The organism is Micromonospora sp. LHW51205, from assembly GCF_003315815.1.
GTDB lineage: Bacteria > Actinomycetota > Actinomycetes > Mycobacteriales > Micromonosporaceae > Micromonospora > Micromonospora chalcea.
Window position 1 is genome coordinate 94,139 of sequence record NZ_QMEZ01000009.1, and the last position, 23,529, is coordinate 117,667.

Sequence of the window (23,529 nt, forward strand, 5' to 3'; positions counted from 1 at the left end):
AGACCGCCCTTCGTCGCGTACGGGGGCCGGTCAGCCGAGCGTGGCCAGCTCGTTGATCACGATGTTGGACAGCAGCCGGCCGTCGGTCTGCACCCGGCGCAGGTACCACTTCTGCTGCGGGGTACGGGTCTGGTTGAACTGCCAGGGGCCGCGCGGGCTGTCCACCTGGCCGACCTTGCCGAGCGCCAGGTTGACCTGCTGCGGGGACGGGTTCGCCCCGGCCAGCCGGATCGCCTTGTCCAGCACCAGCGCGGCGTCGTAGGAGGCCATCGCGTACGTGGTCGGCGCGGAGTTGAACGTCTTCCGGTACGCCGAGGCGAAGATCCGGTTCGCGGTGTTGTTGAGATCGGCCGAGTAGTTGAGCGCGGTCTCGATGCCGTTCGCCTCGATCAGCTTGCGGTCGCGGCCCTTCTCGCCGTCGTCGAGCTGGTCCAGCGCGGTGCCCTCGGTGAGGAACCCGGGGGCGTAGATCGGCCCCCGGTAGCCCAGGGCGTAGAGCTGCTTGACGAACTGGACGGCCTGGGCGCCCGAGTAGTGGCAGAAGACCGCGTCCGGCTTCCGCTCCAGCGCCTTGCGGATCGGCCCGGCGTAGAGATTCCGCGAGGGGTTGTCGGAGTCGTCGGTGTAGATCGGGTCCTCGGTGAGCCGGCGACCCCGCTCGTACGCGCGCCGCAGCCCTTCGACGACGTCCTGGCTGCCCTGGCCGCGGGTGCCGAAGATGGCGATGCGGCTCGACGCGTCGAGCTTCTGGCGCAGGTACTCCCCGAGCGCCTCGCCCGGCTCGGTCAGCACGTACGACGTGCGCCAGATGTAGACGACGCCCTGCAGCGTCGAGGGGGAGGCGTTGGAGCCGATCAGCGGCACCCGGGCCTGCTCGACCGAGTCCTTGATGCCGGTCATCACGGTGGGGCTGACCACGCCGGTGAGCGCGAGCACGCCCTCCTTGATCAGCCGCTCCACGGCGGCCTTGCCGCTGGCGGCGGTGGAGCCCTCCTCGGCCGGCACCAGCGTGACCGGATGGCCGGCGATCTGCTGGCCGCGCAGGCGGAGGTAGAGCTGGAAGCCGTTGGTGATCTCGTCGCCGATGGCCTTGTTCGCCCCGCTGCCGGGCACGATCAGCCCGATCTTGATCGGGCTGCCGGATCCGGCCTGCTCCCCGGTGTCGTCCTCCCCGGAGCCGCAACCCGCCGCCAGTCCGGTGGTGCCCAGCGCGGCCAGCAGTTGCAGAGCCCGCCTGCGGTTCATCTGTGCCACCGATTTCCTTCCCGACGGGGTGGCCATGGTGCACACCCCTTCGGCGTTCTACCTGGTCGGCGACGCTGCGTCAATGCCCGGAAGATCATCGTGAAGCGACCGCAACGCCTGTGTCACCCGGGGCCAGGCGGCCGCCTCCGGGTCGATCAGCCCGAAATGCTCGCATTCAGGCAGCTCAATCAAGGTGGAAGTGCCGCCGGCAGCCCGGTCGGCGGCCACCCAGGATCGGCTGATCGAGGTGGGAACCTGAAGATCCTGCTCGCCATGCACGACTACGGTCCGTGTTCGCATGGGTACGAAATTCGACGGATCCGCGTCCGCGTACCGGTCCGGCACGTCCTCCGGGGAGCCGCCGAGCAGCGCGGCCACCGCCCCGCCGTCCAGGTCCAGCCGGTACGCCTGCGCGAGGTCGGCCACCGGGGCCAGCGCGACCACCCCGGCGACCGTCTCCGGGGCGCGCGCGGCCACGTACAGGGCCAGGTGCCCGCCCGCGGAATGGCCGATCAGGATCGGCGGTACGGGCGCCACCCGGCCGGGCAGCGCGGCGGCGGCCAGACCGGGCAGGGCGGCGACCCCGGTGCGGACGTCGGTGAGGGTGTGCGGCCAGCCGCCGCCGGGCTGGCCGGTCCGGCGGTACTCGATCTGCGCGACCGGGTGGCCGAGCGCGGCCAGCGCCGCCGCCATCGGGCCGGTGTGGGCCCTGTCGTACTCGGCCCGCCAGAAACCGCCGTGCACCACGACCACGAGCGGCCGGGCCGGCCCGTCGCCGGCGGGCCGGCGCAGGTCGGCGAGCTGGTCCGGGTGGTCGCCGTAGGCGACTGTGGCGTCCGGCGGCGGAGACGGGCGGGTCAGCACCTCGCGTGGGTCGGAGAGCATGCGGCGACGGTAGCTCCCTCCGGTCCGGCCGCGTGCACATGGTCGGCGTGGGTAAAGATGGGTGCCATGACCGAAGCGCATTCCGGACGGGACGACGAGCAGGGCAACGATGGCATCCCCGGCACCGTGGTGGTGGTCGGGCCGGACGGCCGCCCGGTCGGCACGGTGCAGACCGACGAGGAGGGCAAGGGCGAGGACCCGACCCGCCTGGTCGAGCAGCCGGCCAAGGTGATGCGGATCGGCAGCATGATCAAGCAGCTGCTGGAGGAGGTGAAGGCGGCGCCGCTGGACGACGCCAGCCGGAACCGGATGCGGGAGATCCACGAGCGCTCGATCGTCGAGCTGAAGGAGGGCCTCGCGCCCGAGTTGCGCGAGGAGCTGGAGCGGCTCTCGCTGCCGTTCACCGAGCGGCAGACGCCGAGCGAGGGCGAGCTGCGGATCGCGCACGCCCAGCTCGTGGGCTGGCTGGAGGGCCTGTTCCACGGCATCCAGGCCGCGCTGGTGGCCCAGCAGATGGCCGCCCGTGTCCAGCTGGAGCAGATGCGCTCGGGCCGTCAGGCGCTGCCCAGCGGCCCCGGCGGCGTGATCCCGGGCATGCCCGGGATGCCCGGCGCCGGCGAGGGCCACGCGCCCGGCCAGTACCTGTGACCCGCCGGCCGGGGCGCGTCACGCGCCCCGGCCGCTCAGTCCAGCTCGAAGACCTTCTCCAGGTACGCCGCCACGCCGTCCTCGGTGTTCGGCCCGGTGACCTCGTGCGCGATCTCCCGTACCGCCGGGTGGGCGTTGGCGACCGCCACCGCGCGTCCGGCCCAGGCCAGCATCGGCACGTCGTTGGGCATGTCGCCGAAGGCCAGTACGTCCCGCTCGCCGACGCCCAGCCGTTCCGCGTACCAGGCCAGGCCGGCCGCCTTCGTCACGCCGGCGGCCGAGATCTCGATCAGCCCGCTGTACGACGAGTGGGTCGCCTCGGCCAGCCCCTCCAACGCGCCCGCCACCACCTGCACGAAGACGTCCGGGTCCTGCTCACCGGCGCGCGCCAGTAGCTTCACCGCGGGTGCGGCCAGCAGTTCCTCCGGCGACTCGACGGCCCGGATGGCGTCGAGGTCGGCGTCCCAGCGCAGCGGGTAGTGCGCCTCGTGCCGCATCTGCCGGCTGTCCACGATCTCCACCGCGAGACTGACCCCGGGCACCTCGGCCCGTAGTCGCCGGGCCACCTCCGCCAGCAGCTCCGGGGCGAGCGGGTCGGCCCGCAGCACCTGGTCGGTGACCGGGTCGTACACCACCGCGCCGTTCGCGCAGATCGCCGGCAGCGGCGCGGCGAGCTGCTCGTACACCATTTGCAGCCAGCGGATCGGACGGCCGGTGACCAGGACCACCGGCGTGCCGGCGGCGGCGATGCGGGCCAGCACGCCGGCGGTACGCGGGCTGAGCGTCCGGTCGTCGCGCAGCAGCGTGCCGTCGATGTCGGAGGCGACGAGCCGAGGTGGATCTTCCATCACCGGGACAGTAGTCGGTCCAGGTAGACGGCCACCCCGTCGTCGTCGTTGCGCAAGGTGATCTCGTCCGCGGCGGCGCGTACCTCCGGGTGGGCGTTCGCCACCGCCACCCGCGCCCACCCGGCCCAGTCGAACATCGGCAGGTCGTTCGGCTGGTCGCCGAAGACCAGCACGTCGGCCGGGTCGACGCCGAGCCGCTCGGCGATCACGCTCAGGCCGCTGGCCTTGTCGGTGCGGGGCGGGCAGATCTCGATGAAGCCGAGCCCGGCCTGGGTGAGCGTGGCCACCTCCGGCGGCACGATCGCCCGGGCGGCGGCCAGCAGCTCGTCCACGTGGTGGTCGGCGGTACGCGCGAACGCCTTGATCACGTCGCAGGACAGGCACTCCATCCGGCTGCGCGCCTCGAACCGGTCCGGGTAGGGCCAGCTCGGGTGGTAGTCGCCCCACAGCGGCGCGTCGTGCTCGTCCGACGCCTCGACCATCACGGTGAGCGGGCCGACCGCCGCCTCCAGGTCGGTGAGGATCCGGGCCAGCACCTCGCCGGGCAGCCGCTCGTCGCGCAGCACCAGCGGCCCGTCGGGGTCGCTCTGGTCCACCACCCGGCCGCCACCGGCCATCACCAGGAAGTCGGCGGCCCGGATGTCGTTACGGGTCAGCTCGGTCAGGCGCGGTCCGCGGCCGGTCGCGCCGACCACCGGAATCCCGGCGGACCGCACCCGGTCCAGCACCCGGTGGGTGTACGCGGAGACGGTCTCGTCGCTGCGGACGAGCGTGCCGTCGAGGTCGGTGGCGATCAGCTTGGGCAGTCCCGGGCGGGTCATGGTTCCTCCTTCGCCCGCGCCGTCACGCCGGCCGACCAGGTCTTCGGTGCCGCGACCACGGGACGGCGGGCAGCAACCGTATCTCGCGGAACGGGCGGCAACCACGGCTTTCCGGCGAATCGGAGGCGAAGCCGCGGTGGCCGACGTATGCGGCGTCAGCGGGACCGGTCGGGGTCCGCGAACGGCACCGCGGGCTGCACCGTCAGGTCCGCGGGGGCCGGCGGCAGGTCGTCCGTGGCGGCGCGCCCCCGCCAGGCGGGCCGGTCGTCCGGGTGGTCGTGGTCCGGTTCCTCGTCGGCGGGCGTGTCCCCGGCGCTCCGGCCGGCCAGGTGCAGCGCGGCGGCCAGCAGCGCCACGGCGAGGAACGCGGTGACCAGGCCGCGCCCGTGCTCCACGTCGAGGCGCTGGTCCCCGACGAAGAACAGGATGCGCCGGGCCAGCTGCTCGAGGGAGGCGGCGGTCGCGACCAGCACGCCGAGCACGCCCGCCGACAGGCCCAGCCCGGCGAGCGCGGCGTGCCGACGGACCGCCGGGGCGCCGCGCAGCGCCAGAGCCAGCGCCACGGACAGCCCGAGCAGGCCCACCAGGTACGCCACCCCGAACCCGCCGATCTCGGAGATGCCACTGGTCAGCCGGGTGGGCGCGTCGTCGTCCCGGGCCTCGGCCGGCACCGTGATGATCAGCCACTCGCCGATCAGCGAGGCGACAGCGGCCACCGTGGCGAGCCCGGCGAGCACTGTCGGCAGGCGGCGGTCCCGGCCCAGGGCGGCGAGCGAGCGTCCGGCCCGGCCGGGGGACTCCGGCTCGGCGTCACCCCACTCGACGACAGTGGTGTCGTCGTCCCGCACGGGGATTCGCTTCTCCTGGCGGGGGACGGGGAGATCCTGTGACATGGCCACCCTTCCCGTACGCGGGCCTGCGTCGAATCATGGCACAGCACACACCCGACGGCCCGGATCGTGGTCCACAGGTGCGGTGCGACGCGGCCCGCTTTCGCGTAGCGTCGTGCCATGCCTATCCGTACCGCATCCGCTCGCTGGCAGGGCAACCTCACCGAGGGGTCCGGCACCGTCCGCACCGGCAAGGGCGGCCTGTCCGGCAACTACTCCTTCAAGTCGCGCTTCGAGGAGGGCGAGGGCACCAACCCCGAGGAGCTGATCGGCGCCGCGCACGCCGGCTGCTTCTCGATGGCGCTGTCCAAGCAGCTCGCCGACGCCGGCGCCCAGGAAACGGCGGTGGAGACCACCGCCAAGGTGCACTTCGACAAGACCGACGCCGGCATGACAGTCACCCGGATCGACCTGGAGACCGTCGGTCAGGTTCCGGGCATCGACCAGGCCGAGTTCACCAAGCTGGCCGAGGCGGCCAAGGAGAACTGCCCGATCTCCCGGCTGCTGTCGCCGGGCGCGCAGATCACGCTGAACGCCCGCCTGGCCTGACCATCACGTACGGCACGGCGGGGGTGTCCTGCGGGCCGCCCTCGCCGTGTGACGTGCCGATTCTGGGGGAGTGACCGGGCCGCGTGGCCGTGGAGATGAGCCGGGACCGGTTCGAGGAACTGGTCGGCGAGGCACTCGACGAGGTGCCCGAGGAGCTGCTCGGGCTCATGAGCAACGTGGTCATCCTGGTGGAGGACGACCCGCCGCCGGGCGAGGACCTGCTCGGCCTGTACGAGGGGCACGCGCTCACCGATCGCGGCTGGGACTACTCCGGCGTGCTGCCCGACCGCATCCTGATCTACCGCAATCCGATCCTGGCGATCTGCGACACCGACGACGACGTCGTCGAGGAGGTCGCGGTGACCGTGGTGCACGAGATCGCCCACCATTTCGGCATCGACGACGAGCGTCTGCACGCCCTGGGCTGGGGCTGACCGGGTCCCCGCCCGGCTGATTCCGGCGGTTGCGCCGGTCCCCTAACCTCCGTGGTCAGGCACATTCTGACCCAGGAGGAAAACCCATGCGCAGCGCGCTGTTCTCCGCGGAGAACCTTGAGAAGGAGTCCCAGCAGCCGGGCATGCGGTTGCAGAACTCCAAGATGCTGAAGATCGAGCTGAACGGCGAGGCGATGGCCCGCGTCGGCTCGATGGTCGCCTACCAGGGCCAGGTGCAGTTCCAGGCCCTGGGCTCCGGCGGCATCGGCAAGTTCATCAAGCAGCGCCTCACCGGTGAGGGCGTGCCGCTGATGAAGGTCTCCGGGCGCGGCGACGTGTTCCTCGCCGACTTCGCCAAGGACGTGCACGTCATCGACCTGGAGCCGGGCGACGCGCTGTCCATCAACGGCTCCAGCGTGCTGGCCTTCGACTCGACCCTGCAGTACGACATCAAGATGGTCGGCGGCGCCGGTTTCGCGTCCTCCTCCGGCCTGTTCAACTGCGTGTTCACCGGGCACGGCCGGATCGCCATCACCACCAAGGGCACCCCGGTGGTGCTCAACGTGGACGCGCCGACGTACGTGGACCCGCAGGCGGCGGTCTGCTGGTCGGCGAACCTCCAGACCGGCTACCACCGCGCCGAGCAGCTCGGCCTCGGCACGCTGCTCGGCCGCAGCACCGGTGAGGCGTTCACGATGAGCTTCGCCGGTCAGGGTTTCGTCGTCGTCCAGCCCTCGGAGGAGCCTCCGGTGGCCGGCAGCGGCTCCCAGCAGCAGGGCGGCGTGCTCGGCGGCCTGCTGCAGTGACCCTCCGGTGCCCGGGGCGCCCGCCGTGGTCGCCCCGGGCCGGTCAGCTCAGCTCGCCGGACCGCAGCCGGGCCACCCAGGCCGCCGCGTCGGCGTAGTCGAGGTCGGAGGGCCCGGTGGACGCCGCCGCCGACCGGTCACCCGCCGCCGCGTTCCAGCGGTGCCGGGGGTACGACCCCAGGAACCGCACGTCGGCGCAGACCCGGCGCAGCCCCTGCAACGCCTCGCCGAGGCGTACGTCGGCGACGTGCCCGGCACAGTCCAGGAAGAACACGTACCGGCCGAGCGCCTCACCGGTGGGGCGGGACTCGATGCGGGTCATGTTCACGCCCCGCACCGCCAGTTCCATGAGCACCGCCAGCAGCGCGCCCACCCGGTCGTGCGCGATGTAGACGGCCAGCGAGGTGAGGTCGTCACCGGTCGGCGGCGGAGGCGGCCCGGGGCGGGACACCAGCGCGAAGCGGGTCACCGCGTCCGGGTGGTCGGCGATCTTGTCGGCGAGGACCGCCAGCCGGTGCCGGGTCGCGCCGATCGGGGCGCAGATGGCGGCGTCGTACTCGCCGCTCGCCGCGCCGGCCGCTGCGGCGCCGTTGGAGAGCACGTCGACAACCGTGGCGTCGGGCAGGTGCTCGCGCAGCCAGCCCCGGCACTGGGTGGACGCCTGCGGGTGGGCGGCCACGCCGCGCACGTCGGCGAGCGTGGTGCCGGGCCGGGCGGCGAGCACGAACTCCACCGGCAGGACGACCTCGCGGGTGATCACCAACGGGTCGCCCTCGGCCAGCTCGTCGAGCGTCACGCCGACGGCGCCGCCGATGGAGTTCTCCAGCGGCACCAGGGCCGCGTCCGCGTCGCCGGCGCGTACCGCGTCGAGCGCCTCGCCGACGCTACGCGCCGGTGTGCGCTCCCCGCGTTCGGCGGCGGGCACCGTTCGCAGGGCCTGTTCGGCGAAGGTGCCCTCGGGGCCCAGGTAGACGAAGCGGGTCGGCGGTGTTCCCGGCATGCCGACCAGCCTACGCACCCGGCGTGCCGTCGCAGGCCAGGGTACGGATGCCGGGCGGCGCGAGGGTCCGCACCTCGACGCCGCACACGTCCGTCCCGGCCGTCACCAGCGTCGGCGTGCCGCTGCCGCCCCGGGTGACGACCTGCAGCTCCTCGTGTCCGGCGACCGCCAGCACGGTGTACTGCCACCCTTCGGCGCAGAGCGGACCGGTGGCCACTGTGACCCGGACGTCGCGGGGCAGCACTCCGGCGGACCCGCGCAGCAGCGCGACGATCCGGTCGCCGGACGGCCGGCCCCGGCACGGCGTCGCCGTCACCGGAGTGGACGGGGAGAGCACGGGCGCGGACGGCGTGACAGGCGCCGCCGGTGTGGCGCTCGGGGTGGGCGTGGCGGACGCCGACGGCACCGGAGCGGGTGTGACGGCGGCGGGGGGCGTGCGCAGCTCGGGCGGCGCGCCACAGGCGGCGAGGGCGAGCACCGCCAGCAGCGCCAGTGGGCGGTGCCGGCGACCGGGGTGGGGGGTGCGGAGCACGGTGGGCGTCCTCGGCATCGAGGGATGTCGTCGTACGGCGGGGGCCGAGCCCATCGTAGGAGGAGGCCGGGCCCGGGTGGAAGCGTGCCGGTCAGACCGCGGAGAGGAAGGTGAGCGAGCCGGCCACCACGCCGTCGGTGAGCACCGGGGTGGAGATCGCGTCGACCGTGCGGCCGGCGTCGGAGTTGGGGCCCTGCACGCGGAGCAGACCCCGGGCGAGTCGCCCGGAGTGCAGCGCGAGCAGCGGCGGGATCTTGTCGGTCTCCTGCTCGGTCAGCTCGCTCGGGCTGGCCGTGAAGTCCACCAGGCGCAGGCCGCCCTCCAGCAGCGGCAGGCCGATCACGTCCCCCGGCGCGCCCAGGCAGAGCAGCGCGCAGCCGGACGAGGAGATCGCCACGACCGTGGTGCCGGCGTCGATCAGCAGGCACGGCTCGGCGGCTCGGGAGACCATGCCGGACCACTGCCCGAAGTTGTCGGACTCCTGCTCGGTGGAGCCCGCCGGGGGCGCGAACACGTCCGAGAGTGAGAGTTCGACGTGGGCCACCGCGCCTCCTATGTACACCGACGGTCTGTCCACGCTAGCCGGTCGGTGCGGCGGGAGCATCGGCTGCCGGGCGGCCGGCGACGACGCGGACCGACGGAACCAGTCGGGGGCGGAGCCGGGGGCCGCGTGGCGTCGCCGGAGACGTTACCGGCGGGCGGCCCGCTTGTCAGCGGCCGTTCGGCCCTCGTCGTACCACCGGTAGTCGGCGGTTGGACGGTACGTGCCGTTGAACCACGTCGACGGCGCCTGGGCCACGCGGGACAGCTTCTCGGCGGTGGCCGGGCTGATCCGGTTCCCGCCGGCCACGAGCAGGCGGTCCAGCTCCCGGTGGGTGGCCATGAGGCAGTCCTTCGGCAGCCCGTAGACGCTGATCACGCCGGAGCCGACGAACGTCAGCACCGGCGTGACCGGGATCGGCAGGCCGACCGCGTCGGAGAGGGCCTTGCTGGCCCGCTTGGCGTCCCGGCGCGCCTCCGCCACGTACGGCGGGCGCTTGCCGTTGATCTGCACGACGTCACCGGCGACGAGCACGCGCGCGCGGCCGTGGTCGGCGATGGTGACCGCGAACAGGCCGCTCGGGCCGATGGCCAGGAACCCGGCCCGGTCGTCGCGGACGCGGTCGAGCAGCATGTCGGCCGGGTCCGTCCGGGGCCACTCGATGACGTGCCAGGCGGGCCCGAGGTGGTCGAGCTGGCCGAGGGCGCGGGCCCCGGCGGCTTCCAACCGGCGGGCCCCCCGCTCCGCCCGGCGACGCCGGGCCCACTCCAGTGGAGTCGGTCGGGCCGGTTCGAGCACCGACGTGGGCTCGACCCGGGTGTGCGGCACCGTGCGGGGCGGCAGTGCCCTGCTCGGTACGGCTCGACGAGCGGGAAAGACAGTCATCGCGACCTCCGGCAAAAGGTCTCTCGAAGTTATGTCTCCACTACCCTACGTTGCGCCCCCGGGGGCTCGGCAAGCCGGGGCGCCGGAGTGAGTGTGGATGAATGCCATATTCATCCACGCTTCTTTTCCGAATGGTGCGCAAGCCTGCCCTAGGCTGCGGGGGTGACCCACTATGTGGACAGCGAAGTCGCCCGGCTCGGGACGGTGTTGCTGCACCGCCCGGGACCGGAACTCGCCCGCCTCACCCCACGCAACAACGACTCGTTGCTGTTCGACGCCATCCCGTGGGTGGGACGGGCGCAGGAGGAGCACGACGCGTTCGCGGCGGCGCTGCGGTCCCGCGGGGTCGAGGTGCTCTACCTGGCCGACCTGCTGGCCGAGACGCTCGCCGTGCCGGACGCCCGGGCCGAGTTGACCGAGCAGGTGCTGCGGTCCCGCCGGCTCGGCCACACCCTGCGGCGCCGGGTCGCCGACCACCTGGCGTACCTGGACCCGGCCGGGCTGGCCGACGTGCTGATCGCCGGCCTCGCCCACGAGGAGCTGCGAATCGGCGGCGACCGACCCGGCGGTCTCGTGTGGACCCTGATGGACCGGCACGACTTCGTCATCGACCCGCTGCCCAACCTGCTGTTCACCCGCGACTCGTCGGTGTGGATCGGGGACCGGGTCGGTGTCACCAGCCTGGCCATGCCGGCGCGACGGCGGGAGACCACGCTCACCGACGCCATTTACCGCTACCACCCCCGGTTCGTCGGCACCGAGTTCGTCTACCACCCGCGGCTGGAGCATCTGGAGGGCGGCGACGTGCTGCTGCTCGCCCCGGGGGTGCTCGCCGTCGGCGTCGGCGAACGCACCACCCCGGCCGGCGCGGAGCGGCTGGCCCGGCAGGTGTTCGCCGCCGGCCTGGCGCACACCATCCTGGTGGTCCCGATCGCGCAGGAGCGCGCCACCATGCACCTGGACACGGTCTGCACGATGGTCGATACCGACGCCGTGCTGATGTACCCGAACATCGCCAACGAGCTGTCCGCGTACACGGTGATCGTCGGCGCGGACGGCGACGACCTGCGGGTCGACGGCCCGGCGCCGTTCCTGCGCGCCGCCGCCGACGCGATGGACCTCGACCAGCTCCGGGTGATCGACACCGGCCTCGACCCGGTCACCGCCGAACGCGAGCAGTGGGACGACGGCAACAACACGCTCGCGCTCGCGCCCCGGCTCTGCGTCGGGTACGAGCGCAACGTGGAGACCAACGCGCAACTGGAACGGGCCGGCATCGAGGTGATCGCGATCGCCGGATCGGAGCTGGGCTCCGGGCGCGGCGGCCCGCGCTGCATGTCCTGCCCGCTGGTGCGGGAGAAGGGCGGGGCCGCCTGACCCGGAACGTCAGCGCAGCGTCAGCTGGCGGCCGAGCAGCCCCTGCCGCGACCGGCGGCCGGCCGCGTCCAGCGGCGCCTGCTCGGCGACCGCCTCGGCGTAACGCTTGGCGAACTCCGCCAGCGGCGCCTCCCACTCGGCGGCCGGGGTGTCCTCCGGCAGGTCCCAGACCGGCGCGAGACGCCCGTGTGCCCGGAACATGCCGGCGAACTTCGTGTCGTCGCCGAGCGTCAGCGCGCCGGCCGCGCCGAGCCGGGACAGCGCGTCCAGCGCGGCGTCCTCGTCCTCCGGCAGGACCATCCGCACGTGGGCCTTCTCCGGCACCTGGCACCAGTACGCGGCCCGCGCGGTGGCCAGCTTCACGGTCGGGTAGATGGCCGAGTTGGCCCGCTCCAGGGACGCCTGCACGTTCGGGTCGTCGGCGGCGCCCGGGTCGAGCCAGAAGTCGAACCCGTCGTGCATGGTGATCTCCAGCGGGCCGTCCACCAGGATGTCCTGGAGGCGGGGGCCGGGCCCGGGCAGCGGCGGCACGCTCACCTGGCCGCCCGGCTCGGTGCGCAGCGCGGAGATCAGCGCGTCGGCCAGGTCCCGGGAGACGTCGCCGGACTGCTGGTGCCGCTGCAGACCGATGAAGACGCGCCCGTCCGGCTTGGTCATCGCCGGGGCGGCCATCGGCAGCACGGTGGCCAGCGTGACCGGGCGGTCGCCGTACTCCTCGATCAGTTCCGGGGTGAGCCGCAGCGGCGCGGACGCGGCCGGGACCAGCTCGCGCAGGGCGATCCACTCCGGCTCGTCGACCAGGCCCTCGAACGGCCGGGGCACGAAGACGTCGCGCACCTTCTCCCGCTTGGGGGTGCTCTCGCCGACCCGCTGGTTCTTCCGACGCTTGCTCATGGCGAGACAGCCTAGATGCCGGGCCGCGCGGGTGGGGGCAGGACCCGCCTGCCCGTGCGTTCAGCCGGCCGCGACCAGGCCCGGCCGGTGCGCCGGGGCCGGATCGAACCGTGCCCAGACGCTCTGGCCCAGGCCGTCGCGCTCCACGCCCCAGCCGCTGGCGAGCCCGGCGACGATGTGCAGCCCGCGCCCGTCGGCGGCGTCCGGCGAGGCGGCCCGCATGCACGGGCCGGCGCCGGAACCGCCGTCGGTGACCCGGAGCTGGATGCTCGGCCCCTCCTCGGTGACCCGCAGCCGCCAGGCCACCCGGACCACGCCGCCGGGCAGCGCGTCGGCGTGCCGGACCGCGTTGCCGACCAGTTCGGCGAGGACCGCGACCAGGTCGGCCAGCAGAATCGGGGGTACGACGCCGGTCAGCTCGTCGGCGAGCCGGTGCCGGGCCAGACGCGCGCCGGTCGGGTCGTGGGGCACCACCACACACCACGACCGTTCGGGCGGACCAGTCGACACGTCGTTCCTTCCCCGTCTGCGAGCGCCGGGTCAACCCCGCGGCAGCCGCACCTCTGCGACCGTACCGCCACCGGCTCTGGGCCGGAGGGATACCCATCCATTCTGCTGTTCAACGATCTGGCGGACGAGATAGAGACCGAGTCCCGCGCCCGGATACCGCCGGCGGTCACCGGACTCGCCCTGCCAGAACCGGTCGAAGGCCCGCTCCACGTGTTCCGGGCGGATGCCGATGCCCCGGTCGGCCACCCGGAACGAGACGGTCCGCTCGTTCGCCTCGGCGGTGACCTCGATCGGGGTGTCCGGCAGTGAGTACTTCCCGGCGTTCGTGCCCAGCTCGGTGAGCACTGTGGCGAGGCTGTGCCGGTCGCCGAGCGCCTTGGGCAGGTCGGCCGGCAGGTCGAGCACGACCCGGTGCCGGATGTCGGCCGGCAGGTCCGTCGCCGCCGCGCGCAGCGCGTCGACCAGGTCGAACGGCGCGGCCGGTTCCCCGCCGGGACGGTTCTCGGTGGCGGCGGTCAGCAGCCTGTCGACCAGGCGGGCCAGCTCGTTCGCGCGCTGGCCGATGATCCGCGCGGCCTGCCGGCGGTCGTCGTCGCTCAGCGAGTCCCAGTGGTCGGTGAGGGTGTCCGCGTACCCCTTGATCACGGTGACCGGGGTCCGCAGCTCGTGGCTGGTCACCGCCACGAAGAGATCGCGGTCGTGGTCGCGCCGCTGCTGGTCGGTGACGTCGCGGAAGGTGACCACGCGCAGCGCGTTCGGGCCGGGCAGCTCGCCGGAGGTGATCCGCAGCCAGCGCCCGTCCGGCATCCGGTGGTCGAGCACCTGGCCCGGCGGCGGCAGCGGGAACGGCAGCGGGCGGCTCAGCGCCTCCTCCGCCGGACGGCCGGTCACCTGGACCGCCGCCGGGTTCCAGAGCCGGATCCGCCCGTCGCGGTCCACCACGGCCAGCCCGTCGGCGAGCGCCGCCACCACCGGGCCGTCCCCGTGCACCGGCAGGCCGGTCTGGTCGCCGTACATGTGCGCGACGCACGCGGCCACGTAGCCGATCACGGCGCGTTGCGCGGCATCCGGCGGCTCGCCCAGCGGGTAGAGCGCGTGCAGGCTGCCGACGGTGAGACCGCCGATCTCGGCACGCGCCACGATCATCCGGCTGAGCCCCCGGCCGGCCACCTCGTCGGCGAGCGCGCCCGGGATCGCGTCGACCCGGACCTCCCGCACCGGCGGCCCGGCGAGCAGGCAGACGGTGGCCGGGTCGGTGGCGGGCAGCGGTCGGCCGAGCACGAACTCGGCGCGGCCGGTCGCCGCGATCACCCGTCCGCCGGCCGGGGTGAACTCCACGAAGACCAGACCGGCCGCGCCCACCGCCGGTCCGACCTCGTGGAGCAGGCGGTTGAGCACTGCGGGACCGGACTCGCCCGCGTTGATCATGTTGATCACAGTCGTGTGGCCGGCGATGAGGGCGGGGTAGTCGGTTCGCTCCGGCATGTCCCGAGTGTGCCGCGCGGCAGCCCTCCCGGACACCCCCGGCCGGTCGACCGTGGCCGATACCGATCGACCGGACTCACCGGCCCAACCGGGCCAGCGCACGGGCCGGCCGGTCCGTGATCACCCCGTCCACGCCGGCTTCCAGCACGAGTTCCAGATCCTCCGGCTCGTTGACGGTCCACACGTACACCGAGTGGCCGGCCGCGCGCAGCGAGGGAACCAGGCGCGGGCGGGCCCGGACCAGGTCCACGCCGGGACCGGCGATCCGGGCGCCGAACGGCAGCCGGCCCAGCGGCAGCAGCCGCGGCAGCACCTCCAGCAGCAGCACCGTGGGCAGCGCCGGGGCGAGTTCCCGCATCCGGCGTACGGCCAGCGGCGAGAACGACATCACAGTCACCTGGACCCGATGGCCCGGGCGGGGCTCGTCCAGCCCGTACCGGCGCAGCAGCGTGACCAGGCGGCGCTCGACCTCGCCCCGGTAACGCGAGGGGTGCTTGGTCTCGATCAGCAGCCGGACCGGCCGCCCGGCGTCGAGCACCGCGTCGAGCAGCCGCTCCAGCGTGAGCAGCCGGGTGTGCGACTCGTCCAGCGGCTCGTCGTCCTCGGCGAGCGTCGCGGCCCGGTGCCAGGAGCCGAAGTCGAGCGCGTCCAGTTCGGCGAGCGTACGCGCGCTGACCAGCCCGTGCCCGTTGCTGGTGCGGTCCAGCCGGCGGTCGTGCACGCAGACCAGGTGCCCGTCACGGGTCAGCCGGACGTCGCACTCCAGCCCGTCCGCGCCCTCCTCGATGGCACGGAGGTAGGCCGCGAGCGTGTGCTCCGGCAGGTCGTACGAGGCGCCGCGGTGGGCGAAGACCAGGGGGACGGTCATGACCGCCTCAGGCGACCCGGCCCGGCTGCCCGTCGTCGGTGACCACCGGGCGGCCGGCGGCGGCCCAGTCGCCCATCCCGCCCTCGACGTTGCGCACCTGGTCCCAGCCGTTACGCAGCAGATAGCCGACGACCTGGGCGGAGCGGCCGCCGGAGCGGCAGATCACCGCCACGTCGCGGTCCTGCGGGATCTCGGCCAGCCGGGCGGGCAGCTCGGTCATCGGCAGGTGACGGGCGGCCGGCGCGTGGCCGGCGGCCCACTCGTCGTCCTCGCGGACGTCGAGCAGGTAGACGTCGTCGGGCACGGCCGACGCGGGGACGCTTGGTAGTGAGGCTCCGAACACGGTCACCAAGCCTAGCCGCCCGGACCGCTCACAGCCGGTTGACCCAGCGCGGATTCGCGCCGGCCCACTGCGGCATCCGGGTGTCGCGCAGCGCGGTGAACAGACCGCCGCCGCCGTTGTCCAGCACCACGTACGCGACGCCGTCGATGGTCTGCGGGTACGAGGGCACCTGGACGCCGCGCAGGGCGTCCGCCGGTAGCCCGCGCAACGCGAACAGCAGCTCGTCCAGGGGTACGCCGTTGGTGTCCACGGTCAGCGCTCCGCCGGCCGCGCGCAGCACCCGGTCGAGCTTCACCGGATCGGTGCGCAGGTGGGTCTCGCCCGCCCGGTCGAGCACCGCCCGGAGCATCTGCTGCTGGTGGCGCTGCCTGTCGTAGTCGCCGCCGGGCAGGTCGTAGCGCTGGCGGACGTAGTCGAGCGTCCGGGCGCCGTCCATCTGCTGGCAGCCGGCGTCGAACTGGTGCTTCGTGTGGATCGAGCGCACCGGCGTGTCCACGCACATCCGGATGCCGCCGAGTTCGTCGATCACCTGTTTGAAACCGGAGAAGTCGACGAGCGCGGCGCCGTCGAAGCGGATGCCGGTGAGCCGGGTCAGCGTGGTGCTGAGCAGCCGTGCGCCGCCCTCGCCCCCGCCGCCGTGCTCGTACGCGGCGTTGACCTTGTCCTGGCCGCCGGGGAAGCCGGGCGCCGCCGGGAGCGCCACCAGCAGGTCGCGCGGCACGGAGATCAGGTACGCCTGCCGCATGCCGGCCGGCACGTGCACGATCAGGATGCTGTCGGAGCGCTGGTCCTCGGGGTTCGCGCCGGGCCGGTGGTCCGAGCCGATCAGGAGGTAGTTGAGCGCGCCGTCCAGGTCTGTCCGCTTGTTCCGGGCGGCCGGGTCGAGCAGTTGCTCCTTGGCCACCGTGCGGTCGTAGCGGTGGGTGAGCCAGTTCAGCCCGGCCACGCCGAGCGCGGCGAGCAGGACCAGGACGAGTCCGGTGCCGAGCAGGAACCGGGCCCAGCGGGCGGGTGCGCCCCGCCCGCGTCGGTTCCGTGCTGGCCTGGACGTGACGATCCCCCCGTAGCCGCGACATGAGACCCGCTCACGTCAGGCTACGGGGGGATCGGCCGACCGATGGCGCTTTCGCGCAGGTCAGCAGGTCATTTACGGGTGGAGAGGACGTCCGGGTTGCTCACCACGAAGTCGGCCAGCTTGTCGTTCTTGACCGCCTGGAACATGTCCATAGTCGTCTCGTTGAACGTCTCCCGGCCGTTGCTGTTGCCGGCGAACGTGCCGCCGTTGGTCCGCAGGGTGACCAGGTCGTTCCCGTTGAGGTTCTTGAGCGTGAAGATGAAGTCCGCGATCGGCACGCCGCCGGTGTCCAGGACGAACGCCTTGCCGGCGGCCTTCATCAGCGAGTTCAGCTTGATCGGGTTGGTCAGCATGCCGCCCTCGGTGGCCTTCTTGGCCATCGCCTTGATCAGCTGCTGCTGGTTCTGCTGCCGGTCGTAGTCGCTGTTCGGCAGGCCGTAGCGCTGGCGGGAGTAGTCGAGCGCCTCCCAGCCCTGCATCTCCCGGCAGCCCTTCTTGTGCACCACTGCCTTGTACGGCTTGCCGGTCTTCTTCGCGTCCGCGTTCCACATCGGCTTGCCGTCGACGTACGACATGTGGTGCGACTTGACCTCGTGGCTCACGCAGATGCGTACCGAGCCGAGCGCGTCGATCACGCTCTTGAAGCCGCCGAAGTTGATGATCGCGGCGCCGTCGAAGCCGATTCCGGTCATCGACTTGATCGTCTTGGCCATCAGCTGCGCGCCGCCCTCCCAGCCGCCGCCGTTCTGGGCGCCGTGGAAGAAGGCCGCGTTGATCTTGTCGGTGCCGCCCTTGTAGCCGCTCTTCTCGAACGCCGGAATACGCGCCTCGGTGTCCCGGGGGATCGAGATCAGGTACGCCTGGTCGTGGCTGGCCGGGATGTGCAGGATGATGATCGTGTCCGACCGGACGTCGTCGGCGGCCCAGCGCTCGCGGGCGTCCACGCCGAGCAGCAGCATGTCGATCGGGCCCTCAAGGCTGTTGCCGCCCTCGGCCTCGCTCTTGCCCGCCCCGCCGAGCAGGTTGCGCTGGGCGATGTTGTCGGTGGCCTGACCGATGACCGCCTTGCTGCCGACGATCGCGACACCGCTGGTCACCATCAGCACCGCGCCGAGCACAAGTGTGAGCTTCGCCCAGAGCGGGTCCTTGCGCTTGGTGCGCTTCTTCTTGCCACCACCGGGACCGCGACCGCCGGAACCGGGTTGTGTGGGGATGACCGGAGGGACCCGCCCGGATGATCCGGGTGCCGGTGACTGCGGGCGACGGCTGGTCTGGACCGACATGCGTGCTCCAGCTCGGTGATCGGGGGCGGGACCACTTTACGTATCTGTTCCCGTATTCGCGACCTCGTAGGCTCGCAATTCCCGTCAATACCGGCCTACATCCTCGGGTTGTGGCCGAACGGGCAGGGGTAAGGAGCCGGTCGGCGGTTGGCCTCCGTGGTGGTGAGGTCCTAGCGCTCGTTCCCGGTCATGTCGTGCCGGCGTCAGCCGCCCGTGTCGTCGCCCGAACCCTTCTGGTTGGCCTGCATCCACTCGGCCATCCGGTCCGCGGCGATGGCCTTGTACATCGCCAGCGCCTTCTCCCGGTCGGAGACCACCACCGACTGGCCGTCGATGGTCTGGCCGCCCAGGTGCGGGCTGGTGACGAACGTCAGGTTCTCGCCCCGCAGGCTGCGGAACTGCACTGCCATGTCGGTCAACGAGAATCCCTGGTCGACCGTGACGGCGGCGGTCACCGCCTTGAGGAAGTCGTTCAGCTTCTTCGGGTTCGTGAGCGTCCCGGTGCTCGCCGCCTTGTCCATCAGCGCCTTCAGGAACTCCTGCTGGTGCCGCATCCGGGCGAAGTCGCCGTCCGGGAACTGCTTGCGCTGCCGGACCCAGTCCAGCGCCTCGGCGCCGTTCATGTGGTTCACGCCCTTGGTGAACGTCCGGTACGGCTTGTGGATCGACGTGATGGTCCGCTCCACCTTCAGGTCGACCCCGCCCAGGGCGTCGGTGACCTCCTTGAAGCCGCCGAAGTCGATGGCCATCACGTGGTCGATCCGTACGTCGGTGAAGCACTCCACGGTCTTCACCGCGAGCGGCAGGCCGCCGAACGCGAACGCCGCGTTGATCTTGTTGCGGGAGCCGGAGTCGCAGGACGCGCCCGCGCTCTCCGGGATCGGCACGTACAGGTCACGCGGCACCGAGACCAGGTAGGCGCGCTTGTGGTCGGCCGGGATGTGCATGACGATCACGGTGTCCGCGCGCCACTTGCCGGAGCCGTCGACCGGGGCGTCCGGATCCCGCGAGTCGCTGCCCACGAGCAGGATGTTGAACGCGCCGTCGACCTGCTTGGCCGGGCGTCCGCCGGTGATCCCGGCGAACGGGTCCGTGCGGGCCAGGTCGTCGTCGAGATTACGGGCGTAGAACCAGGCGCCGAGGCCGCCGAGCAGCGCCAGCACCAGCACCGCGACGCCGGCCACCAGGCCGATGCGTCCCCAGCGCGGTCGCGGGCCGCGCCGGCCCGGACCGCCCGGACCGCCGTCGCCCGGGCCGCCGGGTCCGGTCGGCCCCACCGGACCGCCGGTACGCCCCGAGCGGGGCGCCTCGTCGTGCGGGGGATACCAGCGGGCATCCGAGGTGCGGGCGCGCCCGGTGGCGCCCCGGCCGGAGCCGGGAACCGGAGCGCGGCCCGCGTCCCGGTTCAGGGGGTGCGGGAACGGAGAGCCGGCAGACGAGGTCGCTGACATGTAACCGAGGGTAGGTCGGCCGGGCCACCGACGCCCTCGTACGCGCGCCGATGTCAGCCGCGTCCCGGGCGGGTTCAGTACCCGAGCCGCCCGCGGAAGTACTCGATCGTGCGCCGGAGTCCGTCTTCGGGCGTGACGCTCGGCTCATATCCGAGCAGTTCGCGGGCGAGGGTCAGGTCCGGTCGGCGCATCTCCGGGTCATCGGAGGCGCGAGTGATGTAGCTCACCTCGGACGTGCTTCCGGTGAGTGACACGATCGTCTCGGCCAGTTGCCGCATCGACATCTCGTGCTCGGTGCCGCAGTTGATCGGACCGGTCTGCGTCGAGTCGAGCAGCAGCAGGATTCCGCGCACCAGATCGTCGACGTAACAGATCGAGCGGGTCTGGTTGCCGGTGCCGTGCACGGTGATCGGCTCGCCGCGCAGCGCCTGGGAGATGAACGTCGGGATGGCCCGGCCGTCGTCCGGGCGCATCCGCGGGCCGTACGTGTTGAAGATCCGCACGATCGCGGTGTCGGTGCCCCGGCTGCGGTGGTAGGCCATGGTGGCCGCCTCGGAGAAGCGCTTCGCCTCGTCGTAGACGCTCCGGATGCCGATCGGGTTGACGTTGCCCCAGTACGTCTCCCGCTGCGGGTGCTCCTTCGGGTCGCCGTACGCCTCGGAGGTGGAGGCCATCAGGAACCGCGCGCCGTCGTCGGTGGCCCGCTCCAGCAGCGCCAGCGTGGCCACCGAGCCCACCCGGAGGATCTCCACCGGCAGCTTCTCGAAGTCGGTGGGACTGGCCGGGGACGCCATGTGCAGGATCGCGTCGAACCGCTCGGTCATCGCCGGGTGGTGCGGCAGGCCGTCGGAGATGTCCGCCTCGACCAGCGTGAAGGTCGGCTTGTCCAGCAGGTGGGCCACGTTCTCCTTGGACCCGGTGACGAAGTTGTCCAGCACCACTACCGTGCAGCCGCGCTCGACGAGCCGGTCGACCAGGTGGGACGGGACGAAACCGGCGCCGCCGGTGACCAGGATGCGGTGTCCGCTACCGAAGCGGGGAGCGACCTTCATGGCGGTCAGCCTATACACGCGAGGCGGGGCCCCCGCGTACGGCAGGGGCCCCGCTCGACGTGCCGATCAGTGCGCGCCGGCTCCGGTGAGCGAGCGCACCTCCAGCTCCGCGTACTTCTCCTCGTCGCTCTCCTTGGACAGGATCGTGCCGAGCCAGCCGCACAGGAAGCCGAACGGGATCGAGATGATGCCCGGGTTCGACAGCGGGAACCAGTGCCAGTCGTGGTCGGGGAACATCGCCGTCGGCGCGCCGGAGACGACCGGCGAGAAGAAGACGAGCAGCACGGCGGAGAGCAGGCCGCCGTAGATCGCCCAGACCGCGCCCGAGGTGTTGAACCGCTTCCAGAACAGGCTGTAGAGGATCGCCGGCAGGTTGCCCGAGGCGGCCACCGCGAACGCCAGCGCGACCAGGAACGCCACGTTCAGGTTCTGCGCGAAGATGGACAGGACGATCGAGACCGCGCCGATCACCAGCGCGGAGATCCGGGCGACGTTCACCTCCTGCCGCTCCGACGCCTCACCCTTCTTCACCACGTTGGCGTAGAAGTCGTGCGCCAGGCTGGACGACGACGCCAACGTCAACCCGGCGACCACGGCGAGGATCGTGGCGAACGCGACCGCCGCGATGATCGCCAGCAGTGTCGCCCCGCCCAGGTTCCCGCCGAGGAAGTCCACGCCGAGCGCCTCGGCCAGCTGTGGCGCGGCCGTGTTGCCGGCCTTGTCCTGCTCGGTGATCGCCTGCCCGCCGACGATCGCCGCCGCGCCGAAGCCGAGGGCCAGGGTGAGCAGGTAGAACGCACCGATGATGCCGATCGCCCAGAGCACGCTCTTGCGGGCCGCCCGCGCGGTCGGCACGGTGTAGAAGCGGATCAGGATGTGCGGCAGGCCGGCCGTGCCGAGGACCAGCGCGATGCCCAGCGAGAGCAGGTCCATCTTGCTGTAGAACGTCTTCAGCGCGTCGCCGGGTGTCTCCACGCCGTAGCGCAGCCCGGGTTCGAGGAACGCCGCTCCCTTGCCCGAGGCGCTGGCCGCGTCGCCGAGCAGCGAGGACAGGTTGAACTTGTACTTGGCGAGCACCAGCAGCGTCATCACCAGCGCGCCGCCCATGAGCAGGAACGCCTTGACGATCTGCACGTACGTGGTGCCCTTCATGCCGCCGACCGTCACGTAGATGATCATCAGGGCGCCGACCATGATGATCGTGGCGACCTTGGCGGTGTCGGCGTCCATGCCGAGGAAGGTGGTGCCCGGCTTGATGCCGAGCAGCAGCGCGACGAGCGCGCCGGCGCCGACCATCTGGGCCAGCAGGTAGAAGATCGACACGGTGATGGTGGAGACCGCCGCCGCGGTCCGGACCGGCCGCTGCCGCATCCGGAACGCCAGCACGTCCGCCATCGTGTACCGGCCGGAGTTGCGCAGCAGTTCCGCCACCAGCAGCAACGCCACCAGCCAGGCGACCAGGAAGCCGATCGAGTAGAGGAAGCCGTCGTAGCCGTAGAGCGCGATGATGCCGGCGATGCCCAGGAAGGACGCCGCCGACATGTAGTCGCCGCCGATCGCCATGCCGTTCTGGAAACCGGAGAACGACCGGCCGCCGGCGTAGAAGTCGGTGGCGGTCTTGGTCTGCCGGCTGGCCCAGACGGTGATCGCCAGCGTGATCGCCACGAAGACCAGGAACAGCGTGATGGTGAGGTTCCGGGCGGTGGTGCTGCCCGCCTCAGCCGCGAGGACCGTGTTCATGGGTCACCTCCCCGATCTCGTCGCGGATCCGGTCGGCGACCGGGTCGATCCGGCGGTTGGCGAACCGGGAGTAGAGCCAGGCGATGACGAACGTGGAGACGAACTGGAGCAGGCCGAAGACCAGGGCGACGTTGATGTTGCCGATCAGCTTCGTGCCCATGAATCCCCGCGCGTACGCGGAGAGGATGACGTAGAGCGCGTACCACAGGAAGAACGCGACGGTCATCGGGAAGATGAAGCCGCGCAGCGCGCGCCGCAACCCGGCGAACTCGTCGGACCGCTGGACGGCGAGGTACCGTTCCGCCGCCGACTCGGCGGGCGCGGACGCGGGTGTGTCCGTGGACATCTGTGGATCACCACCTTCGCAGGCGTGGGGGAGTTTCGCGCACGGTAGAGAGCGCGCTCCCCGCCCGGGAAGGCTCCGCCGCCCGGCGGCGAACGGCTGCGCCGAACGGCGCCCCGGCTGCGCCGAGTGACCCACGTCACTCCGCTAACCGGTCACCCCGACCGCCGGGTGGGTCAGTCGGTCAGCTCGCGGTAGCGGCCGCGGTAGTGCAGCAGGGGGAGGGTGTCCTCGGGGAGGTCGACCGACTCGATGGTCGCCTCGACCAGCAGGCCCCAGCCGTACTCCCGGGCGGTGTCGAGCCGGCACCCCGCCCACCCGCCGGCGTCCGCCGGCACCGGCCCGTACGGCGTCTCGTTCCAGGCGTCCAGCGCGAACAGGCCGCCGGGCGACGGGAACAGGCCGGCGAAGCGGTCGGCGAGCTGCCGGTGCTGCGGGCCCAGCGGGACCACCGCGAACCGCCCCGCCTCCTCGATGGCCGCCCACAGGTCCGACTCCGCGTCGACCAGGCCGAGTAGCCGGTCCGGCTCGCCCTCGGCGACCAGCGTGGACGAGACGGTCAGCCCGGCCGGGCCGGGTGCGGTCCAGAGCGTCACCGGGGCCGCCAGCCGGCCGCGCAGCCGGCGTGCCGGCGAGCGTTGCCCGGCCGGCGCCGCGAACGGGTCGGTGGAATGGATCTGCGCGCCCGGCTCTGGATTCACGTGAAACATTGTGCCGCCCGCTGCCGGGCGGGGTTCGACGCAACGCCATACCCTGCCGGGCATGAGTCTCATCCCCCCGCAGCAACTCGCCCAGGAACGGGTCGTCGCCGCCGACGCCGTCCTCGGCGGTCAGGTCGACCTGCGTGCCTATCCACACCGGCACCTGCTGGTCCGGGCGAACAACACCTGGGGCCGCCGGGCGTTCCAGCCGCTGATGGAAGCGGTCGAGCACCTGTCCAACTACGGCTGGGAGCTGGTCACCATGACGAGCGTCGGCGACGGCCACCACGTCTACGCGGCGATGCGCCGCACCGCGTAACCGG

The 23,529-nt window shown here is 72.4% G+C and carries 27 protein-coding genes; 6 read left to right on the plus strand and 21 right to left on the minus strand.

The features are described 5' to 3' along the window. Positions 1–30 precede the first annotated feature (30 nt). Both DQE82_RS26250 and DQE82_RS26255 read right to left on the minus strand, forming a co-directional pair. Positions 31–1,254, minus strand: a complete 1,224-nt coding sequence (locus tag DQE82_RS26250; protein WP_043327721.1) for an ABC transporter substrate-binding protein — start codon at positions 1,252–1,254, stop codon at positions 31–33. 48 nt (positions 1,255–1,302) lie between these two features. Then, positions 1,303–2,130: a S9 family peptidase gene (locus DQE82_RS26255; protein WP_043327722.1), complete on the minus strand. Its 828-nt coding sequence runs from the start codon at positions 2,128–2,130 to the stop codon at positions 1,303–1,305. Between the two features lie 57 nt (positions 2,131–2,187). Between DQE82_RS26255 and DQE82_RS26260 the strand changes: the two genes are divergently transcribed. Continuing rightward, the gene (locus DQE82_RS26260; protein ID WP_043327723.1) at positions 2,188–2,778 is read left to right on the plus strand and encodes a bacterial proteasome activator family protein; all 591 of its coding nucleotides are present in this window, start codon (positions 2,188–2,190) and stop codon (positions 2,776–2,778) included. Between the two features lie 35 nt (positions 2,779–2,813). Here DQE82_RS26260 and DQE82_RS26265 read toward each other — a convergent pair whose 3' ends face one another. The 3 genes from DQE82_RS26265 to DQE82_RS26275 form a co-directional block, all read right to left on the minus strand. Beyond that, positions 2,814–3,626: an HAD family hydrolase gene (locus tag DQE82_RS26265; RefSeq protein ID WP_043327724.1), complete on the minus strand. Its 813-nt coding sequence runs from the start codon at positions 3,624–3,626 to the stop codon at positions 2,814–2,816. Further along, entirely contained in the window at positions 3,626–4,447 is an 822-nt protein-coding gene (locus DQE82_RS26270) for an HAD family hydrolase (protein WP_043327725.1), read from the minus strand. The genes DQE82_RS26265 and DQE82_RS26270 overlap by 1 nt, the downstream gene beginning before the upstream one ends. Positions 4,448–4,602: 155 nt before the next feature. Further along, the gene (locus DQE82_RS26275) at positions 4,603–5,295 is read right to left on the minus strand and encodes a hypothetical protein (RefSeq protein WP_113974503.1); all 693 of its coding nucleotides are present in this window, start codon (positions 5,293–5,295) and stop codon (positions 4,603–4,605) included. Between the two features lie 162 nt (positions 5,296–5,457). On the opposite strand from DQE82_RS26275, the gene DQE82_RS26280 reads away from it, so the two are divergent. From DQE82_RS26280 to DQE82_RS26290, 3 genes are all read left to right on the plus strand, one after another. Then, the gene (locus tag DQE82_RS26280; RefSeq protein WP_013289315.1) at positions 5,458–5,886 is read left to right on the plus strand and encodes an OsmC family protein; all 429 of its coding nucleotides are present in this window, start codon (positions 5,458–5,460) and stop codon (positions 5,884–5,886) included. 89 nt (positions 5,887–5,975) lie between these two features. Then, the gene (locus DQE82_RS26285; protein WP_176722904.1) at positions 5,976–6,320 is read left to right on the plus strand and encodes a metallopeptidase family protein; all 345 of its coding nucleotides are present in this window, start codon (positions 5,976–5,978) and stop codon (positions 6,318–6,320) included. An 86-nt stretch (positions 6,321–6,406) separates the two neighbouring features. Next, entirely contained in the window at positions 6,407–7,126 is a 720-nt protein-coding gene (locus DQE82_RS26290) for an AIM24 family protein (RefSeq protein WP_064448083.1), read from the plus strand. A gap of 43 nt (positions 7,127–7,169) precedes the next feature. Here the strand turns inward: DQE82_RS26290 and pheA are convergent, their stop codons facing one another. From pheA to DQE82_RS26310, 4 genes are all read right to left on the minus strand, one after another. Further along, on the minus strand, positions 7,170–8,126 hold the full coding sequence (gene pheA, locus DQE82_RS26295; protein WP_043327728.1) for a prephenate dehydratase: 957 nt from the start codon (positions 8,124–8,126) through the stop codon (positions 7,170–7,172). Positions 8,127–8,136: 10 nt separating this feature from the next. Continuing rightward, positions 8,137–8,676 carry a hypothetical protein gene (locus tag DQE82_RS26300; RefSeq protein WP_113974504.1) on the minus strand — a complete coding sequence of 180 codons (540 nt, stop codon included), beginning with the start codon at positions 8,674–8,676 and terminating at the stop codon, positions 8,137–8,139. A 73-nt stretch (positions 8,677–8,749) separates the two neighbouring features. Next, entirely contained in the window at positions 8,750–9,202 is a 453-nt protein-coding gene (locus DQE82_RS26305; RefSeq protein ID WP_030499431.1) for a hypothetical protein, read from the minus strand. A gap of 144 nt (positions 9,203–9,346) precedes the next feature. Further along, entirely contained in the window at positions 9,347–10,084 is a 738-nt protein-coding gene (locus DQE82_RS26310; RefSeq protein WP_043330823.1) for a hypothetical protein, read from the minus strand. Between the two features lie 162 nt (positions 10,085–10,246). Between DQE82_RS26310 and DQE82_RS26315 the strand changes: the two genes are divergently transcribed. Beyond that, on the plus strand, positions 10,247–11,461 hold the full coding sequence (locus DQE82_RS26315) for an arginine deiminase (protein WP_064448085.1): 1,215 nt from the start codon (positions 10,247–10,249) through the stop codon (positions 11,459–11,461). Between the two features lie 9 nt (positions 11,462–11,470). On the opposite strand, the gene DQE82_RS26320 is transcribed toward DQE82_RS26315, so the two are convergent. The 12 genes from DQE82_RS26320 to DQE82_RS26375 all read right to left on the minus strand — a co-directional run bounded on the left by DQE82_RS26320 (position 11,471) and on the right by DQE82_RS26375 (position 23,278). Then, entirely contained in the window at positions 11,471–12,355 is an 885-nt protein-coding gene (locus DQE82_RS26320; protein WP_113974505.1) for a DUF5926 family protein, read from the minus strand. Positions 12,356–12,415: 60 nt separating this feature from the next. Beyond that, on the minus strand, positions 12,416–12,832 hold the full coding sequence (locus tag DQE82_RS26325) for an ATP-binding protein (protein WP_176722903.1): 417 nt from the start codon (positions 12,830–12,832) through the stop codon (positions 12,416–12,418). 63 nt (positions 12,833–12,895) lie between these two features. Further along, on the minus strand, positions 12,896–14,350 hold the full coding sequence (locus tag DQE82_RS26330; RefSeq protein ID WP_043327733.1) for an ATP-binding protein: 1,455 nt from the start codon (positions 14,348–14,350) through the stop codon (positions 12,896–12,898). 76 nt (positions 14,351–14,426) lie between these two features. Next, a complete protein-coding gene (locus tag DQE82_RS26335) occupies positions 14,427–15,218 on the minus strand; it encodes a glycerophosphodiester phosphodiesterase family protein (protein ID WP_043327734.1) in 792 nt (263 codons plus the stop codon). A 7-nt stretch (positions 15,219–15,225) separates the two neighbouring features. Further along, the gene (locus tag DQE82_RS26340) at positions 15,226–15,561 is read right to left on the minus strand and encodes a rhodanese-like domain-containing protein (RefSeq protein ID WP_030499424.1); all 336 of its coding nucleotides are present in this window, start codon (positions 15,559–15,561) and stop codon (positions 15,226–15,228) included. Between the two features lie 28 nt (positions 15,562–15,589). Continuing rightward, positions 15,590–16,507, minus strand: a complete 918-nt coding sequence (locus DQE82_RS26345; RefSeq protein ID WP_233514790.1) for an LCP family protein — start codon at positions 16,505–16,507, stop codon at positions 15,590–15,592. 197 nt (positions 16,508–16,704) lie between these two features. Next, a complete protein-coding gene (locus DQE82_RS26350; RefSeq protein WP_043327735.1) occupies positions 16,705–17,919 on the minus strand; it encodes an LCP family protein in 1,215 nt (404 codons plus the stop codon). Between the two features lie 203 nt (positions 17,920–18,122). Beyond that, positions 18,123–19,370, minus strand: a complete 1,248-nt coding sequence (locus tag DQE82_RS26355) for an LCP family protein (protein ID WP_113974506.1) — start codon at positions 19,368–19,370, stop codon at positions 18,123–18,125. Positions 19,371–19,444: 74 nt separating this feature from the next. Continuing rightward, positions 19,445–20,422 carry an NAD-dependent epimerase/dehydratase family protein gene (locus tag DQE82_RS26360; protein ID WP_043327737.1) on the minus strand — a complete coding sequence of 326 codons (978 nt, stop codon included), beginning with the start codon at positions 20,420–20,422 and terminating at the stop codon, positions 19,445–19,447. 66 nt (positions 20,423–20,488) lie between these two features. Further along, positions 20,489–22,162, minus strand: a complete 1,674-nt coding sequence (locus DQE82_RS26365; protein ID WP_043327738.1) for a cation acetate symporter — start codon at positions 22,160–22,162, stop codon at positions 20,489–20,491. After that, positions 22,140–22,508, minus strand: coding sequence for a DUF485 domain-containing protein (locus DQE82_RS26370; protein WP_030499418.1), 369 nt, complete (start codon positions 22,506–22,508; stop codon positions 22,140–22,142). Before DQE82_RS26370 ends, DQE82_RS26365 begins: the two co-directional genes overlap by 23 nt. A 173-nt stretch (positions 22,509–22,681) precedes the next feature. Further along, positions 22,682–23,278: a flavin reductase family protein gene (locus DQE82_RS26375; protein ID WP_308195267.1), complete on the minus strand. Its 597-nt coding sequence runs from the start codon at positions 23,276–23,278 to the stop codon at positions 22,682–22,684. Between DQE82_RS26375 and DQE82_RS26380 the strand changes: the two genes are divergently transcribed. Further along, entirely contained in the window at positions 23,268–23,525 is a 258-nt protein-coding gene (locus tag DQE82_RS26380) for a hypothetical protein (RefSeq protein ID WP_043327741.1), read from the plus strand. The genes DQE82_RS26375 and DQE82_RS26380 overlap by 11 nt on opposite strands. The last annotated feature ends 4 nt before the right edge of the window (positions 23,526–23,529 follow it).